This window comes from Candidatus Hydrogenedentota bacterium (assembly GCA_018005585.1).
Lineage (GTDB): Bacteria > Hydrogenedentota > Hydrogenedentia > Hydrogenedentales > JAGMZX01 > JAGMZX01.
The window spans coordinates 1-15,574 of record JAGMZX010000050.1 but is presented as its reverse complement, the minus strand read 5'-3'; the positions used below and the strand labels follow the sequence as shown (position 1 = coordinate 15,574).

The 15,574-nt window shown below is 62.6% G+C and carries 14 protein-coding genes; 6 read left to right on the top strand and 8 right to left on the bottom strand.

The features are described from left to right. Nucleotides 1-30 precede the first annotated feature (30 nt). The 8 genes from KA184_10455 to KA184_10420 all read right to left on the bottom strand — a co-directional run bounded on the left by KA184_10455 (nucleotide 31) and on the right by KA184_10420 (nucleotide 7,669). The gene (locus tag KA184_10455) at nucleotides 31-1,986 is read right to left on the bottom strand and encodes an acyl-CoA dehydrogenase family protein (protein MBP8129985.1); all 1,956 of its coding nucleotides are present in this window, start codon (nucleotides 1,984-1,986) and stop codon (nucleotides 31-33) included. A gap of 336 nt (nucleotides 1,987-2,322) precedes the next feature. Then, the gene (locus KA184_10450; protein ID MBP8129984.1) at nucleotides 2,323-3,588 is read right to left on the bottom strand and encodes a DUF2130 domain-containing protein; all 1,266 of its coding nucleotides are present in this window, start codon (nucleotides 3,586-3,588) and stop codon (nucleotides 2,323-2,325) included. Between the two features lie 31 nt (nucleotides 3,589-3,619). Continuing rightward, nucleotides 3,620-4,549, bottom strand: coding sequence for a tetratricopeptide repeat protein (locus KA184_10445; protein MBP8129983.1), 930 nt, complete (start codon nucleotides 4,547-4,549; stop codon nucleotides 3,620-3,622). 18 nt (nucleotides 4,550-4,567) lie between these two features. Next, nucleotides 4,568-4,714, bottom strand: coding sequence for a hypothetical protein (locus KA184_10440; GenBank protein ID MBP8129982.1), 147 nt, complete (start codon nucleotides 4,712-4,714; stop codon nucleotides 4,568-4,570). A gap of 246 nt (nucleotides 4,715-4,960) precedes the next feature. Next, nucleotides 4,961-5,422 (bottom strand): hypothetical protein, encoded by a 462-nt coding sequence (locus KA184_10435; GenBank protein MBP8129981.1) that lies wholly within the window; start codon nucleotides 5,420-5,422, stop codon nucleotides 4,961-4,963. Nucleotides 5,423-5,913: 491 nt separating this feature from the next. Then, a complete protein-coding gene (locus KA184_10430) occupies nucleotides 5,914-6,639 on the bottom strand; it encodes a hypothetical protein (GenBank protein ID MBP8129980.1) in 726 nt (241 codons plus the stop codon). Next, nucleotides 6,636-7,070 carry a DUF488 domain-containing protein gene (locus KA184_10425; protein MBP8129979.1) on the bottom strand — a complete coding sequence of 145 codons (435 nt, stop codon included), beginning with the start codon at nucleotides 7,068-7,070 and terminating at the stop codon, nucleotides 6,636-6,638. Before KA184_10425 ends, KA184_10430 begins: the two co-directional genes overlap by 4 nt. Continuing rightward, nucleotides 7,067-7,669 carry a DUF488 domain-containing protein gene (locus KA184_10420; protein ID MBP8129978.1) on the bottom strand — a complete coding sequence of 201 codons (603 nt, stop codon included), beginning with the start codon at nucleotides 7,667-7,669 and terminating at the stop codon, nucleotides 7,067-7,069. The genes KA184_10425 and KA184_10420 overlap by 4 nt, the downstream gene beginning before the upstream one ends. 163 nt (nucleotides 7,670-7,832) lie before the next feature. Here KA184_10420 and KA184_10415 point away from each other — a divergent pair, with 163 nt between their 5' ends. From KA184_10415 to glmS, 6 genes are all read left to right on the top strand, one after another. Next, nucleotides 7,833-8,813: an ADP-ribosylglycohydrolase family protein gene (locus KA184_10415; protein ID MBP8129977.1), complete on the top strand. Its 981-nt coding sequence runs from the start codon at nucleotides 7,833-7,835 to the stop codon at nucleotides 8,811-8,813. 135 nt (nucleotides 8,814-8,948) lie between these two features. Beyond that, complete coding sequence (locus tag KA184_10410; protein ID MBP8129976.1) at nucleotides 8,949-9,596, top strand: hypothetical protein; 648 nt, start codon at nucleotides 8,949-8,951, stop codon at nucleotides 9,594-9,596. Nucleotides 9,597-9,735: 139 nt separating this feature from the next. Then, nucleotides 9,736-11,079, top strand: a complete 1,344-nt coding sequence (locus KA184_10405) for a hypothetical protein (GenBank protein MBP8129975.1) — start codon at nucleotides 9,736-9,738, stop codon at nucleotides 11,077-11,079. Nucleotides 11,080-11,288: 209 nt separating this feature from the next. Next, nucleotides 11,289-12,116, top strand: a complete 828-nt coding sequence (locus tag KA184_10400) for a hypothetical protein (protein ID MBP8129974.1) — start codon at nucleotides 11,289-11,291, stop codon at nucleotides 12,114-12,116. Nucleotides 12,117-12,860: 744 nt separating this feature from the next. Beyond that, the gene (locus KA184_10395) at nucleotides 12,861-13,559 is read left to right on the top strand and encodes a hypothetical protein (protein MBP8129973.1); all 699 of its coding nucleotides are present in this window, start codon (nucleotides 12,861-12,863) and stop codon (nucleotides 13,557-13,559) included. A gap of 429 nt (nucleotides 13,560-13,988) precedes the next feature. After that, nucleotides 13,989-15,574: glutamine--fructose-6-phosphate transaminase (isomerizing) (glmS, locus tag KA184_10390; GenBank protein ID MBP8129972.1), on the top strand; the 1,586-nt coding region annotated here is incomplete at its 3' end.

Here is a 15,574-nt window from a genome sequence, read left to right as displayed (position 1 = left end):
TCCCGCGAAATGTAACCAGGATTGCGCTTGCTACTTCCGGGCCGAGGCCAGGTCTTCCGCGCCCACGGACTTCGGCGCGTTCTTTGCGTAGTCGCGGTACTGCGGCGGCAGTTCGTTGTACACGTCCTGGATCAGCCAGCGGTACTTCCCGTCCATCAGGTTGTTGGCGACCTTCTTGTACTTCCGGTTGAAGTTGTGCTTGACCGCGTCGAAGTTGACGGCGATGCGGTGGCGCGCAGCCTCGCAGAACAGGTCCGCCAGTTCTTCCGGGGTCCGGTCGTTCGGGTTCTTGGCCAGCAGGTGTTCCGCGTAGGAGAGGGCTGCCGCCATCACGAAGAGGTCCACGCCGATCTCGACGAAATTCCCGAGAATGACCTGCTCGTATTCGAGTTTCGGGCCATACTTCGCCATGGTGTGAAACAGGCGCCGCGCCAGCTTCTTGCAGGTCTTCGCCGCGAACTTGAGGTGACCGCGGCTGGACGCGCTCAGGTGCTTCACGCCGAAATTCTTCTGCGCCGGCATCCATGTCTTCGGGTACCAGCCCGCGTAGAATTTCATTGCCTTCAGGATCAGGCTGACTTTGCCTTCCTTCTGACCGGGTTTCGGCTGGATGATCGGCATTGCCAGCTTGAAGTGGGTGTCCATGGCTTCGCGCGCCATGATCAGGTGCATGACCTCAGACGAGCCCTCGAAGATGCGGCCCACGCGCATGTCGCGCATCGACCGCTCCACCGTGAACGGCTTCTCGCCCCGGTTGTATAGCGACGTCGCCATTTCGTAGCCGCGCCCGCCCATGACCTGGAGCAGGTCGTCGCAAATGGACCAGGTCTGCTCGGTGCAGAAATACTTGGCGGCGGCCGCCTCGAGGCGGATGTCCGCGTTCTTCTTGTCCGCGAACGAACAGGTCAGTTGTACCATGGCCTGCATGGCGAAGGTTGTCGCCGCGTAGTTCGCGATCTTTTTCGAAATCGCTTGATGCTTGCCAACCGGCTGGCCCCACTGTACGCGCGCGGCCGCCCACCATGCCGCGTCGTCCAGGAAGCTCTTGCACGCGCCGCCACCGGCCGCGGGCACGCCCAGCCGGCCCGTGTTCAGCGTCGTCAGTGCGATCTTCAGGCCCATGCCCGGCTTGCCAATGATGTTCTCCGCGGGCACCTTCGCGTTGTTGAAACGCAGCAGTCCGTTCGACAGGCCCTTCAGGCCCATGAACTTGCAGCGGTGCACGACTTCAAAGCCCGGCACGAAGTTGCCGTTCGCGTCTTTCGTCTCGAAAACGAAGGCGCTTATCTGCGGGATTTCCCGGCCGTTCTTGATCTTCGGCGGCGTCTTCGCCATGACCACGATGATGTCCGCGTCCGGGCCGTTCGTGGTCCACAACTTGTCGCCATTGAGCAGGTAGTACGAACCATCCTCGGATGGCGTGGCCGTCGTGCCCATCTTCGCCGGGTCGGAACCTACGTCCGGTTCGGTCAATGCGAAGGCCGAAATGGCGCCCGCGCAAATCTTCGGCAGGAACTTCTTTTTCTGTTCGGGCGTGCCGAAGTCCTTCAGCGGCTGCGGCACACCGATAGACTGATGGGCCGACACCCACGTCACCGTGCTCTGGCAATAACTCGCGATGAAGCTCAGCATCCGCGCGTAGTTGATCTGCGAGAGTCCCAGACCGCCGTATTCCTTGGAAATCTTCATGCTGAAGATGCCCAAATCCGACAGGGCCTTGATCGCCGCCTTCGGATATTCGCCCGTACGGTCGATTTCAATGGGGTCCACGTACTTCTCGAGGACTTCCTTCACCTTGGCCTGCAGTTCATCGCCAATCTTCTTGTCCTCGGGGTCCTGCTCCGGGTAGGGATGCACCAAATCCCACCGGAAATTGCCCTTGAACATCTCGGCCGTGAAACTCGGGAACTGCCACTCCGTTTCCCGTGCCGCTTCCGCCAACTCCATTGCAGCGTCTTTTGCCTGTTTGTCTTCACCGCTAGCCATAGCTTCTTACCTTCCCTTTTACGCTCGATGCGTGCCGCGTCATTTAACGAACGGTAGGTATACCCTGTCCAAATCTAACGAACGGTAGGTATTAAATCATAATCCCAGCCCCTCGTCAAGCTCTTTTGTCGCCTGTGGACACCCCTGGGTCGGCCCCGCCCGGTGCGCCGAACGCCACGATTACGCCCGTACAGCTCATGTCCCTGGCCTTCGAATCCCTATTATAGGGCATATACGGGGTATTGTGGAGGCCTTTCGCGGCGGGGACTGTCAGGGCGGGTACAACCCGGGATTGCGTGACCACGACCCGGCGGCCCGTGGCTGCACGCGTGTTTCTTACGCCGTTCCGTCCTCAAGGCCGGGCAGGCTCAGCCCGTCAATTTCCTGGAGGGTTTTGCCCGCGATGCCCTGCAGGTCGCCGTACATGCCGACGGTCGCCTGGATTACGCGTTCGATCTGTTCTTCCCGCTTGGCCCATTGCTTCATAATCGCGCGCCTTTCCTTGTCAAGGTCTTCCTGCAAGGAAGAAAAGGCTTCGGCGATGGCCTGGACGCGTTGGCGGAATCGCGGTCCCGTCAGGTACTGGTACACCAGTTCCATCTTGGTTTGCTGGCCTTCGCTGGCTTGGCGGGCCGTGGCCGCTTCGACGAGCGTATGCCGCAGCGCGACGGCGACGGGCAGCAGCACGCGCGGATGGATGACCCAGACGCCGTCTTTCAGGTCGAAGGACTCGATTTCCCGCGGTAGCGCCTGGGTGACGATGGCGGCGATGTCCGCCTTGGCCGCGCGCTGGTCGTCGCGCAGTTTGGGCAGCCAGCCGTCGCTCCAGTTCTTGGTGCGCTTTGATTCCCACAGGATAGTGCCGCACTCCTGCCCGAGCGGCCCCGCGACGCCATGCACCACGTCGCCGCCGAATTCGCCCTTCGGCACCCGCGCGATGGTGTCCATCGGGAACTTTGCGGACAGCACCTGCTCGAGTTCGGCTTCCTGCACGTCGCCCTGGAGCTGCTGCGAGCCCTGCTCGGCCTTCCGCTTCAATTCCTCGATTTGCCTCTGCATCGCGGCGATGGTCTGTTCCTTTTCGGTCACGCGGAGCCGGAGCGATTCTTCGGCCTCCTTGCGCGCTTGTGCGCGCGCGGCGTCGAGCGATTCCTGAACGCGCTTCTCGACGGTGAGTTCCAGTTCGCGCCGGGCGTCGTCCAGTTCGCGCTTCGCGCGGATGAGCTCCGCCTGGGCCTTTTGCGCTTCGGCGAGTTTCTCATCGCGCTGCTTCAGCACGCCCTGGAGTTCGGTGATGGCCTGGTTTTTTTCTTCGAGGTCGGTGCTCAGGGCTTGCCGGGCCTTCTTCGCTTCCTCGGCGGCGATCCCGGCCCGTTCCTGGCGCAGTCTTTCCGCGACTTGGCTGTCAATGGACTCCCTGGCCTTTTCGAGCGCCTCCTCGCGCTTGCGCAGGCCGTCCTCGCGTCTGGCCACGTCGAGGTCTTTCTTCGCGAGGCGCTTCTCATATTCCTGGCGCGTGGCTTCGAGCAGCGGCGCGGCGAGCGACTCCGTAAGCTTGATCTCGTAGCGGCACTGGGGACAGGTAATGGTCGGTTCCGTCATGGGTCCCTCCTTGCGCGCAAGAGTGCGCGGGTCACAGGTCCGCCGCTTCCGCGGGCGGGGGCGCGTCGGCGTCCAGCGTCGAGGGCGCCGCGTCTTCTTCCAGCGTCTCGTGGCGGAATTCCTCAACATAGACCAGGCGGCGGAACGCGGGGTTCTCGCGGATGGGGTCGAAGTCGGGGTCTATCCGCGCTTCCACGCGCAGACTTCCGGCCCGCTTGATGGCTTCCTCGAGGTTCTTGACCGCGTCCGCCGTTGCGCCGCGCAAGCTATACAAGCACGCGAGGTTGTAATACGGTTTGGAATGCCCCGGGTCGAGGGTGATCGCCTTGACGTAGTACTGCTCCGCCTCGTCGAAGCGGTTCATGGCCACGAGCAGATTCGCGTAGTTGGTGTTCGTCGCGACATTGCCGGGGTCGAGTTCAAGCGCCTTGACGGCCTCCTGCTCGGCCTCTTCGAGGCGCCCGTCGAGGCGCAGGATGATCGCGAGGCTGTCGTGCGGCCGGCTCCATTGCGGGTCGAGTTCGGCGGCCTTGCGCAATGCGGCGATGGCGCCCTGCGTGCGGCCCATCATGTAGCCGCCGAGGAGCGTGCCCAGCCCCACGTAGGGCCAGCTCCAGTCCGGGCGCACGGCTATGGCGCGCTTGAATAGCGCCTCGGCGCCGGTGGCGTTGTGCTCGCGCATGTATTGCAGCGCCAGCACATAATAGCCTTCCGCCGTGCGGATTTCGCCGCGTTCGACCAGCACGGCCGCCGCGCGGATGGACGAGCGCGTCCGCGGCGCCCATGCCGAAGGGTCGCCGGCCAGCAGATGAATCGCCTCGGCGATCAGTTCCTCCGAGGCTTTGGCGGGCGCCACGGCCTGGCGCGCGCCGACCACAATCGCCGCCGCGGCCATGAACACCGCCGCAATCGTCCATATGAACCGATGATGCCGCAAATTCGCGTCCCGTGATCTGCTCAAAGACGAATCCCGCGCACTTCACTCGCGAGGCGTGGCCGTTGGGCGACTCGCGTTCAGTTCCTCCAGGGCCTGCGCGTGGCGTTGCTTGATGCGAGTCTGCTGCTGAAGCTGCCGCAAGTCTTCGGTCCGCCTGCGCCAGTATTCCCGCCGCTCTTGGGCTGTCATGCCATCCAGTTTCCTGTGAAGTTCTTCCTGCCCTTCGTGCATCATCTCCCTGCAGTCAAAGGCGTTCATCGTTTTTGTGGCTAACGGCCGGCGGTTCTGGACAGGGGTTTGGAGACAGTTCCCGCCGCGAGCCACCGACGGGCTTCTCTTGTCCGCTTGCGCCAGTACTTGACCTCTTCCGCAACTGTCATGCCCTTCGTGGCCTCATATACCTTCTGCGCTCCCTTACGCTTCATCTCGACGCAGTCAAACTTCTTCGTTCTCATAATCAATCACCTCTTGCGGGGTATGGATCGCGATCTCCTTGTAACCCTGTCCTCTGTTGACCCCATTGTACAATGGAATCTTGCGTGCGTGCACGATGTGCCTGAAATTCCAGCTCACAATCGTCCAACAGTCCAGGACCGTCGCCAAGGCCACGTGTTGGGCGTCGTCCCTGGAAGCGGGTCCGACAATGCCAGCCGCCAGATAGGCATCACGCAGCCGGACCGCGTCAGCCGATATGGCCTGGATATGTACATGGCTCGCAAGTTCCCGAAAGAAATCCCGGACCTTCCCGGGCGCGTCCGCGAGTTCGTCGACAACCAAGGCCGAGGAAATGAGTTCGAATCGGTTCCTGCGCACTTGCTCAAAGAACGCACGGCTTGAAAACGCGAACGCCTCATCGAACACGCCGCCGAACACCGAAGTATCCGCGTACACCCGCATCGGCCTTCTGGTCATGTCATCTGTCTGCCTTCTCTCTGGCTCCGCGTCAGCCTGTTCTTTCTCGCGCGGGCGCCAGCGACTGCAAGAACCTCAAAAGAATCGGATGGACCCGCATAAGATGCGGGTTTCTTGCTTTCTTTCCGCATGAGACGCCTCGAGATATCGTATCGAGGGAGTGATAAAGCCTGTTCTTCCGGTCTCTTGATGCGGACTCGGGCGTTTATTCGGGCGTCTTATACGGGTCAGCATAGGAATCTTCCTATCATAGCCCGTCCATTGGGCTGCGTACACTCCAAGGTTCCCGATTGAAGACACGGTCTTCATGTTCGTCCGTATGCGTTAGGCTCATTGCGATTCCTATCGTAGCATGGGTGGAGAAATGCGCGCACGGGTCCCAGGCGGAGGGGGCCTCGGCCAGCAGACGAATCGCCTCGGCGACCAGTTCCTCCGAGGCCTTGGCGGGCGCCACGACTTGGCGCGCTCCACGCGGATCATCCGGTTCCGTGGATGAAGGCCTTTGCGCGCGAGAAGAACGCGGCAATGGAATGCCGCGCGCGCAATTCGAGGATGCCCGCAATGAGCTTCCAGCAGACGGGCTTGGCCTTCTCGCCCCATTCGGGCGGTTTGTAGGGCATGCCCAGGCTCATCGTCAACAGGCATTTCCGGCAAGCTTTCCAGCCTCGGTTCAGTTTGTTCGAGTACACCGGGTCGGTTATCTTGACTTCCAGTTCCTTCTCCCCCGACATGATAATGCCGGTCCAATTGGGTTTGGCGGTGTCTGCTCTTCGCGCGTCGCGCACGCGAAAGCTATCGGTCTTGACCAGTTGCAGCGTTGTCCGTTGGTGGAACGGTTTGCGATGCAGTTCCCCAACAGACATGTACTTCTTCTGGTTGTGGAGCACGACGTCCGGCCGCGCCGCATATTTCAGGACGTCCTGCGGCGTCAGCCGGGTCACGCGCCGCCATTTTCCCGGCAGGATGGTCCTGTTCTCGCACTCGAAGCCGAAATCGGGGCCTGTGGCGTCCAGCGGTACTTCCAGCACATCGAGGAGGGCCGGGAAATATCCGTCGAGGTCCATGCGCGTTTTCGGCACGCGGCCGTCCTCGAGTTCGGTGACGGGTCGCACCCACTTGCCGGTGTCCAGGTCGATTCCGGCAAGGCACCAGTCCCGATGCTTCCATGAATTGGCAAGAATAACGAAGCGGGTCATGCTCACAGATGCACGATTTCGACGTCCTTCCGGCGCGCCTGCACGTAATCTGCCACGAGGCGGCGATGACAATGCTCCGGTGTGTACTCGCCGCACAGGAGGCAATCCCCATCCCGTAAAGATTGGATAACGCTGTCCGCGATGCGGCGTTTCTTCAGCAAACCGCGGAATTCCCGTTCGTATGCGTCCCAGGAGCCCTTATTCTTCTTGTAGGCGTCGAGAATGTCTTGCGTTGGGGAGAATACCGGCATATGCACGTAGTCGATGCCTGCAATGACCCGCAGGAAATACTGCAATTCGCGCGACTTGGCGAAGCCGGCTATCTGCGACGTGTTGTTGAGGCGCACGTCCACGACCCGGCGCACGCCCGCCTCTTGGAGCCGCGTGAAGAAGTCCTCGGCGGACCGCTTTGTAAACCCGATGGAAAAGAGCTTCATAACTCCTCCAACGGCCTCCGGTAGGCAATCTTCTCCGCCTGCCGGTTGTAGGCCTCTTCCAGCAATCCGTTTTCGGTGGCGAGGTTGCCGAACAGCTCGTGTGCGAGCCCGTGCAGTTGGACCAGCCGCTGACCGGCTTCCTCGTGGGATTCCGCGTTGCCGTCGGGCAGAATATGCGTGATGCGCAAACCCGGGCGCAGCTTGCCCAGTTCGCGACAGACCAGAATGGTCCTGTGGCACGCGAGCGGGTCGGCTTCCGCGCACAACAGCGCCACTTGGTACTGTTCCGCGCCCGCGAGCACGCGCTGGAGGCCCGATTGAAAAATGGGCAGCCGCGCGATCAGAGAGTACTTGGCCTGCCCGCCGACGTAGCAGCTTTCCTCGGACCGTCTTGCGCCGAGTTCCCTGCCGAGAAACTGGTATTCGACATCCGCGTCGCGTAGGAGCGTCTCGAATGCGCCCTTGCTGAAGTGCGGTGCAAACTGGCTGACGGGGTTCGACCGCACATCCGCGATTGCGGATACGCGGTGCGCGGACAACAGGTCGAGAAAGGCATCCGGCGCGTGGTTGGAATGTCCTATAGTGAAAATCTCATCCATAACGTTGCATCAAGCCCATGTAACGCATTTCCCTCCCACCGCGAGACAGAGTATCCTCTTGGCAGAATTCAATGGTCAGTGTATTTCGTCACGAGCGAAAATACAAGGGTGCCGGGATGGAACGCCGTGGTTCCCGGGATTCCGCGAGAAAGGGGCATGACGCATGGAGCGCACGGAACGATATCGCGGTTGTTTGTTGGGGCTGGCCGTGGGGGACGCCGTGGGGACCGCCCTCGAATTCATGCGTCCGGGCACGTTTGCGCCGATCGAGGACATGACCGGCGGCGGGCCGTTCCAATTGGCGCCCGGCCAATGGACCGACGACACGTCGATGGCGCTGTGCCTGGCGGAAAGCCTTGTCGAATGCCGCGCCTTTGACCCGGCGGACCAGATGCGGCGATATGTGCGCTGGTATCGGGACGGGTACCTGAGCAGCACGGGCCGATGCTTTGACATCGGTATGACGACCAGTATGGCGCTGCGCCGGTATGAAGAAACCGGCGCGCCGTACAGCGGTTCCACGAGCGTGCGCGCGTCCGGCAACGGCTCGCTCATGCGCCTCGCGCCCGTGCCGCTGGCGTTCGCGCACGCGCCGGCCGAGGCCATTGAGCTGTCCGGCGACAGTTCGCGTACGACGCATGGCTCCGTAATCGCGGTGGACGCGTGCCGCTATTTCGGCGGCCTGATCGCCGGCGCCGCGAGCGGCGCCAGCAAAGACGCGCTGCTGTCGGACCGGTATGCCCCGGCGCCCGGGTACTGGCAGGAGCACCGGTTATGCCCGGAGATCGATGCCGTGACGCGGGGCTCGTTCAAGGAAAAGCAGCCGCCCGAGATCCGTGGCACGGGCTATGTGGCGCAGACCCTCGAGGCGGCGTTGTGGGCTTTTCACAACAGCGCGGATTTCCGCGAAGGGTGCCTGATGGCGGCGAACCTTGGCGACGACGCGGATACAACCGCCGCAATTTACGGCCAGATCGCCGGGGTATTCTACGGAGAAAACGGAATTCCGGCGCCTTGGCGCACCCGGTTGCACGAGGGCGAGGCCATCGCGGCGCTGGGTGCGCAGTTGTGCCGCCTGGCACAGAATCCGGGCCTTTCCTGTAAGGACGCCAGGCCGGCTACGGATATTTCAGAAGGAGGTTGACATACAGCCCGGCGTATGTCATAGTGTCACGCACTTCCCGTTTAGTAAGGGGAAACTGTATACGAGTATTGCGATGGGAAGTGCGCGTTAGACCGGGAGGTCTGAAGGGGCGCAATTGCGAAGAAGGGGTATGGCATGCGGAAGAGTGTGACGGGACTTCTCATTTTATTGGCCGCGGGCGCGTCGTGGGGCGAATGGAACAGCGATAGTCCGCAACCATGGAAAGAGGCGGTAACGTCTCTACCCACTTACCACAATCTGGGGCGCGACTTCTGCACGTTCAGCACGAGGGGCAACTCCTACATCTACTACAAGGCGCAAGACCCGGAAATGGATGGCGTTGTGCGTGAATACGCCCTTGCCCTGGCCCGGCACGCACAGATTCCGGAAGAACGGGTCATCGAGACCAGCCTCTATCATGGAAACGCGATGCTCAAGGTGGTGTGGCGGCCAAAACACAGTCCTTTCGACAAGGAGTGTCCATCGTTTGGCGCGCCGACGGCCTGGCGTGTTCAGGTCGGCTTGCGCGGGGTGGTGATTCAGGCAAAGAACGATGAGGGGCTTCTGTGGGCGTTACGTTTCTTCCTGCGAGTTGTCGAGGCGGCTTCGGGGCCGCAACTCCGCCGCATGATATTCGAGGACTGGCGCGAGCTGGTAACTGAACCGGAACTGAGAACGCTCAAGCCGCCTCAGAGCCGGAGAACGCGCGGTGCTCCGGGGCAACCGGCGGCGGGTCAAGACGTGCAGGGTGTTGCGGCGAAAGACGCCCAAACGCCGAAATAGACGGCGCCCTTGCGTTGCGCGTCCTGGTTACAGGGCGAGGCGGCGCTGGGGCCGCGGACGGAAGGCAATGGCGGCGATGCCGCAGGGTGCGGCGCCGCGCGGTGGTTATACGAGGAAACAGCGAGGGAGGACCAAATCCATGGCGTACGGGATACTCAAGCCTGTCTGTGCGTTGTTACTGGCCGCTTTGTTCTTGACAAACGGCTGTTGCGCGCCGCGAGAATACATTCAATTGCGCATGGCGGACCCCATGGTTCTCCCTGACGAAACGGGGAGGTTGAATCCGCCCACGATAGCGTTCCAGAAATACCGAATAAAGACGACGCGGAGCGGGGACAAGACGATAGACTTCACCCGGCTTCAGGGGTCGCCGATTACGGCCGTCATTGCGTGGGAGAATCCGGCGGAGCATGTCAAGACCCGGGTCGACCTCGAGGCGAACGCCGCATACCGGGTGCAGGTCAAGCTCCCGGAGAACTACGAGTATCGCAGACTTGCGCTCTTGCGCGCCAAGCTGGAGCGCCTGTACGAAGCCATTGACGACGCGGACCGCCGCTTGCGCGAGAACACCACGGCTGCCGCGCAATTGCTGACGCCGGAAGCCCGGCAGAGTCTGATCGCCGCGCGCGACGAAGAGCGGCTTCGTCTGGACGATATCGCCAGGGACCGCCTGCTTCCGCAGGAACTTGTGGACAGCCTGGTTGATCAGATTGAGGCGTGGCGCGCAGAGTTGAATCTCTTGAAGTCGCGCGTCGTGGCGCTGGAACTCATGGTGAACAATCCGAACGACCCCTATCCTCGGGTGATCAATGGCTGGGTCGAAACCTTTGAACGCACCACGTTTGCGACCGCCGGGGCCTTGCCGTTCATCATCGAGGACGATTACCTCGATTGGATTCGTCAAGACAAGGTCGTCACCATCGTCACGTACGATCCGAACGAAGCGCCGGAGAATCCTCAGGAAGCGAGGCTGCGCGAGGGCTTGCCGTCTTACTGGCCTTCGGGACAGCTTACGGTCGTGCAGTTCATACCTTTTACGACCGGGGTGCCGCGTGCTGACACGGGCGGTGTGCGCGCGAATACGGAGGTGCGCACGGTGACGCACCTGAGTGTCCGGTCGGAAAACATACGCGCGGGCAATGGGCATGTGCGAACCTATCTGCGCACGGGTTCCGGACAGATTTGGGCCTTTGGGCCCGACCTGGAATCCCCGCGCGATATCGAAGTATGGCTTCAGGATGCAAGCGGCGCGCCGACGCAAAAACTGTACCCGCCGGATGGCCGGTCCACGCCCCGTGAGACGTTCGTATCCCAGATAGCGGGCGCTGAAGGAGGGGCCTACGACCCAATCCAGGAGGCCAGGAAGCGCGGGCGCATCCTTGCGGTCACGCGGTTGGGGAATATGCTCGGCACGAACGATTACGCGACTATCCACGGCACGTACGCGCGTGAGATGGACCGCGCGAGGTCCCGGAACCGTTAGATCTGCGGCTGGGGAGGCCGCATTGGGGCGGGTCGGGCCAGGAGAATAATCGTACAACCTTCCCGGGAATCCGGGGCGCAACACAGAAAGGAGCGGAAGCTATGCAACAGGGGAAAATGATTTTATTAGCTCTAACTCTCTTCGCAATGGTGTTCGCGGGATGCGAAACCACGCGGCGCATTGATTTTGGCGAGGTAAGTGAGCAAGCCTTGGGTGACCAAGTCCCGGGGCCGCACGTGCCTTCCTGGGCCACCGGCGATATTGCCGGAGACCCGGCGCTGAGCCACGAGGAGTATTTCTATTTTATCGGCATCTCGCAAGAACAGGCGCCGAGCGAATACGAGGCCGTACAGCAGGCGTATCTGGATGCGGTGCGGCGCGTGGCGGATGCGCTGGCCATAGAATTCGTGGGCAGCGACCAGTTTACCTCGAGTTCGAGCACCGAGACCGAAGCGGAGTGGCCTAACCTGATTCGCCGCGGCCGGGGCGCCACGCACGACTGGGAACGGGAATCGGAAGGGGAATGGCGGGATGATTCCAACGCGCAGTTGCTGCGCGACTCGGTTCTGGCCTTGGCCACGATTGCCGATGCCTGGGTGACACGCGAATGGGGCCAGCAGCCGGAGCCCGTGCTCAACATGATGAAGTACGAGGAACTGTGGAAGGCGAAGGTGTTGATCCGCATCCCGCGGCAGGAACTGCTTCGCCGGATGGAACGCGTCTATCAATTGCAGAACGACCAGATAGATTTCGAGCGGGAAATGGAAGGGCTGGAAGTTCGCCTGGCTTTTGAGCATCGCGTGCGGGAGGCGGACCTTGATTTCGCCATGCGCGAGAAGAACGCCATGCTCGATTACGAGATCCAGCGTGACAGTGCCAAGCTCGATTGGGCGATCCGGAAGGCCGAGGCGGAGGCGCGCCTGGCGCCGGTGACCGTGCCGCAGCCGACTTTCAGCTTCATGAACAATTCGTACTGGTACGGCTATGGCCCGGGGGCCGCGGAACGGCTGCCGTACTCGATCGAGGTCAAGGAATAGGCGCCCATTATGCCGTTCTTCCCCTGCGGGAAAGGGCACCGCGTTCATTCGCTCATCCGTGGGAACGGGGCGCGCCCTGCAACAAGGGGCGCGCTCCCGCGCATGATGACCGCTGCTTTCGTTTCCTTTGCGTTCATGCAAAGAGGCGATGCGGGGACCGCATCATACATTGGTTCGGTCCAGGTCAGCATCGAGGCCGGTCAGCCGGAGCGGGTTCGTGCGGCGGACAGGGCGGCGGTGACGCCCTCTGACGCGGCGCCGCAAGCCATGGGCGAGCCGCATGGCCTCGCTTCGCTCGCGGGGCGGGTCGCTCCGCAGACCACCGATGGCCGGCTGCGACCTGAGCAGGCGGAAGCTCCGCAGACCTTGGAAGGGATGGCCGCGGCGGCAGCCCCGTTACAGGCGGCCTGTGGGACCGCCGCACAGGCGTCCGCTTCCACGCGCATGACAGGCACGGAAACCATTCCCGTTGCCGTACACGAGCGTATTGGCGGGTCCGCACCTTCTGTTACGCATTCATCTTCCGGCGGAAAAGTGCAGGGCGCAGCGGCGCGGGTGCGCGGTACGGCGGCGGCCCAGGCGGCGGACCTCCACGCAACAGTCAGCGAGCCGGGGAGGCAGGTTCAGCGAGCGGGGGTCCGGCGAACCGGAAGCGGCGCGGGGGTAGCGTCCCTGTCCTCGACATTTGTATCGTCGGCTCGGTCCACTTCGTCCAGCGTGCGCCCGCTCGCGTGGCGAGCGGGAGTGGAAGGGGTCTGCGCAGACTCCCGCTGGGGCGCCGAATACGCCGTTGCCAGCGCGGACAGCGGCGCCGCGGCTGAGGCGGCTCATGGCGTGGCGGGAATTGGGGCAAGCGGCCAGCATCTTGCCTGCTTCTCGGAACAGGGACACAATGCGCTTGCCACCGGGTCTGACAGCGCAGCCGGGGTATCCGCGGTGACACCGGAGAGGCAGGTCAGCGAAGCGGCGCGCACTTCGGCGCAGAGTACATCGGTGTCCGAGAGAGCGCGCACGGGCGTGGCTACGGCGGAAGCGCGCTGTTCATCGTACCACTTTGATACTTCTGGCCTTACGGTCATCCTGGTTTCATGCCGGCGGGCGGAGAACCTGCCGCTCGAACACGCCATTCTGACGGTCACGCTGCCGGCCGGCTGGGAATCGCCCCGGCTGGCGCCTACCTCCGTCGGGCGTCAGGCGGGCGTTGCCCGTGATGAACAGGGCCTGAGTACATGCAGCGTCGACCTGGAAGACGCGCTTGCCCGAAAGGGGGAAGTCGTTGTTCGCCTTCTCTGCGACGCGACGGGAAAACCCAGCGCCGTTCCCCGCCGCATAGAGGCCCACGTAACCGCTGCGTCTCCCGGCGAAAGCGGCCTGGCGCCGGTTCCGGAGCAGGGGCTCAAGGTTTCTGACCTCGGCGCGGTCCGCGACGAGGTGTCGCAGTAACGCCGGGAGGTAACCAAGCTCGGGGGCGCGCCAACCCGGTATTCCCGTGTAGAAACTCGATTTTCTCCGAAAGTTGTCTGTCGTTGCGTGAAAAGGCTATAATCCGGCTGCAGCAGCGAGGGCGTGGAGTCTCGTTCAACCAAGAGACCGAGGCATGCCGCGGGCCGTTACCATTCGGGCGCGGTCTTTTCTCGCCAGGAGACGCCGCTGAGGGCGTCTGTCATGCGGTTCCTCGAGCGGGCTACCCTGGAGCGAAGGTCCTGCCGGACACAGCAGGCGCCGTGCGGTCCCCCTGACTGAGGGCGCAGCGTCCGGGACCGCGATTTCCCTTGCGGACCGGGGTTACGTGTAGTTGGCGAAGGGCGATGTGCATACCCGCGCAGTCCGGGCCGGCCTTCGCGAACCAACAGGAAAAGGAGTAAAAGGATCATGTGCGGAATCGTGGGGTATATCGGCGACAAGAGCCCGACGGAAGTGATCATGGCCGGGCTGCACCGCCTCGAGTACCGGGGATACGACTCGGCGGGCGTGGCCGTTGTGAATGAGAAGGGCCTCGAGTGCATCAAGGCGCTGGGCAAGCTCAAGACCATGGATCAGAAACTCGAGGAGCACCCGTTGCGCGGCCGTCTGGGCATCGGCCACACGCGCTGGGCGACGCATGGGGTGCCGAGCGAAGTCAATTCGCACCCGCACTTCGACATGCAGAAAGAGATCGCCGTGGTGCACAACGGCATCATCGAGAACTACCAGGAATTGCGCGAACAGCTGACGGCCGAGGGCGTGGATTTCCGCAGCCAGACCGACACCGAGACCATTGCGCACCTCGTCCGCAAGTACTACAAGGGCGACCTGTTCGTGGCGGTCAAGCGCGCGCTGCAGGACGTCACCGGCGCGTATGCGATCGGCGTGATCTGCAAGGACAACCCGGACCTGCTGGTCGCGGCGCGCCACGGCAGCCCGCTGATCGTGGGACTCGGCGATGACGAGGCGTACATTGCGTCCGACGTGCCGGCGATCATGAAGTACACGCGCAAGGTGCTGTACATCGACAACGGTCAGGTCTGCGAAATTCGCCGCGACGGCTACAAGATCGAGGACATCCATGGCAACCCCGTGCAACTCGAAGTGAAGACGGTGGACTGGGACGACTCGGCGGCGGAGAAGGAAGGTTATCCGCACTTCATGCTGAAGGAAATCCACCAGCAGCCGGACGTGATCCGCAACACGCTGCGGGGCCGCGTCGAGGAAGGCTCCGAAGAGGTGAAGCTCCCCGACATGAACATCAGCGTCGCGGAGTTGAAGGCGTGCCAGAAGATCGTGATCGTCGCGTGCGGCACGGCGTGGCACGCGGGCATGGTCGGCAAATACCTTATCGAGAAATTTGCCAAGGTGCCCGTCGAACTCGACCTGGCCTCTGAATACCGCTACCGCGATCCCATCGTGCCCGAACACACGATCATGATCCCCGTGTCCCAGTCGGGCGAGACGGCGGACACGCTGGAAGCGATCCGCATTGCGAAGCGGCTGGGCGCGAAGGTGGCGTCGGTCGTGAACGTCGTCGGCTCGAGCGTGGCGCGCGAATCGCACGGCGTCGTATATCAGCAGGCGGGCCCGGAGATCGGCGTCGCGTCGACCAAGGCGTACACGTCGCAGTGCACCGCGTTTGCCCTGTTCACCATCTGGATGGCTGAGTCACGCGGCGTGATGAGCAAGAAGCAGGCGAAAGAGATGATTGCGCATTTGCGCGCGATCCCCGACAAGATTCAGTGGGTCATTGACAACAAGCAGCACATCATCGACCTGGCGAACCTGCCGAAATACCGCGACGCGCAGAGCGCCCTGTATCTCGGCCGCAACTACAACTTCCCGAGCGCGCTCGAAGGCGCGCTCAAGCTGAAGGAAATCAGCTATATCCACGCCGAGGGTTACGCGGCCGGCGAAATGAAGCACGGCCCGATCGCGCTCGTCACGAACGAACTGCCGGTCGTGTGCGTGGCGGTCGAGGGCGACACCTA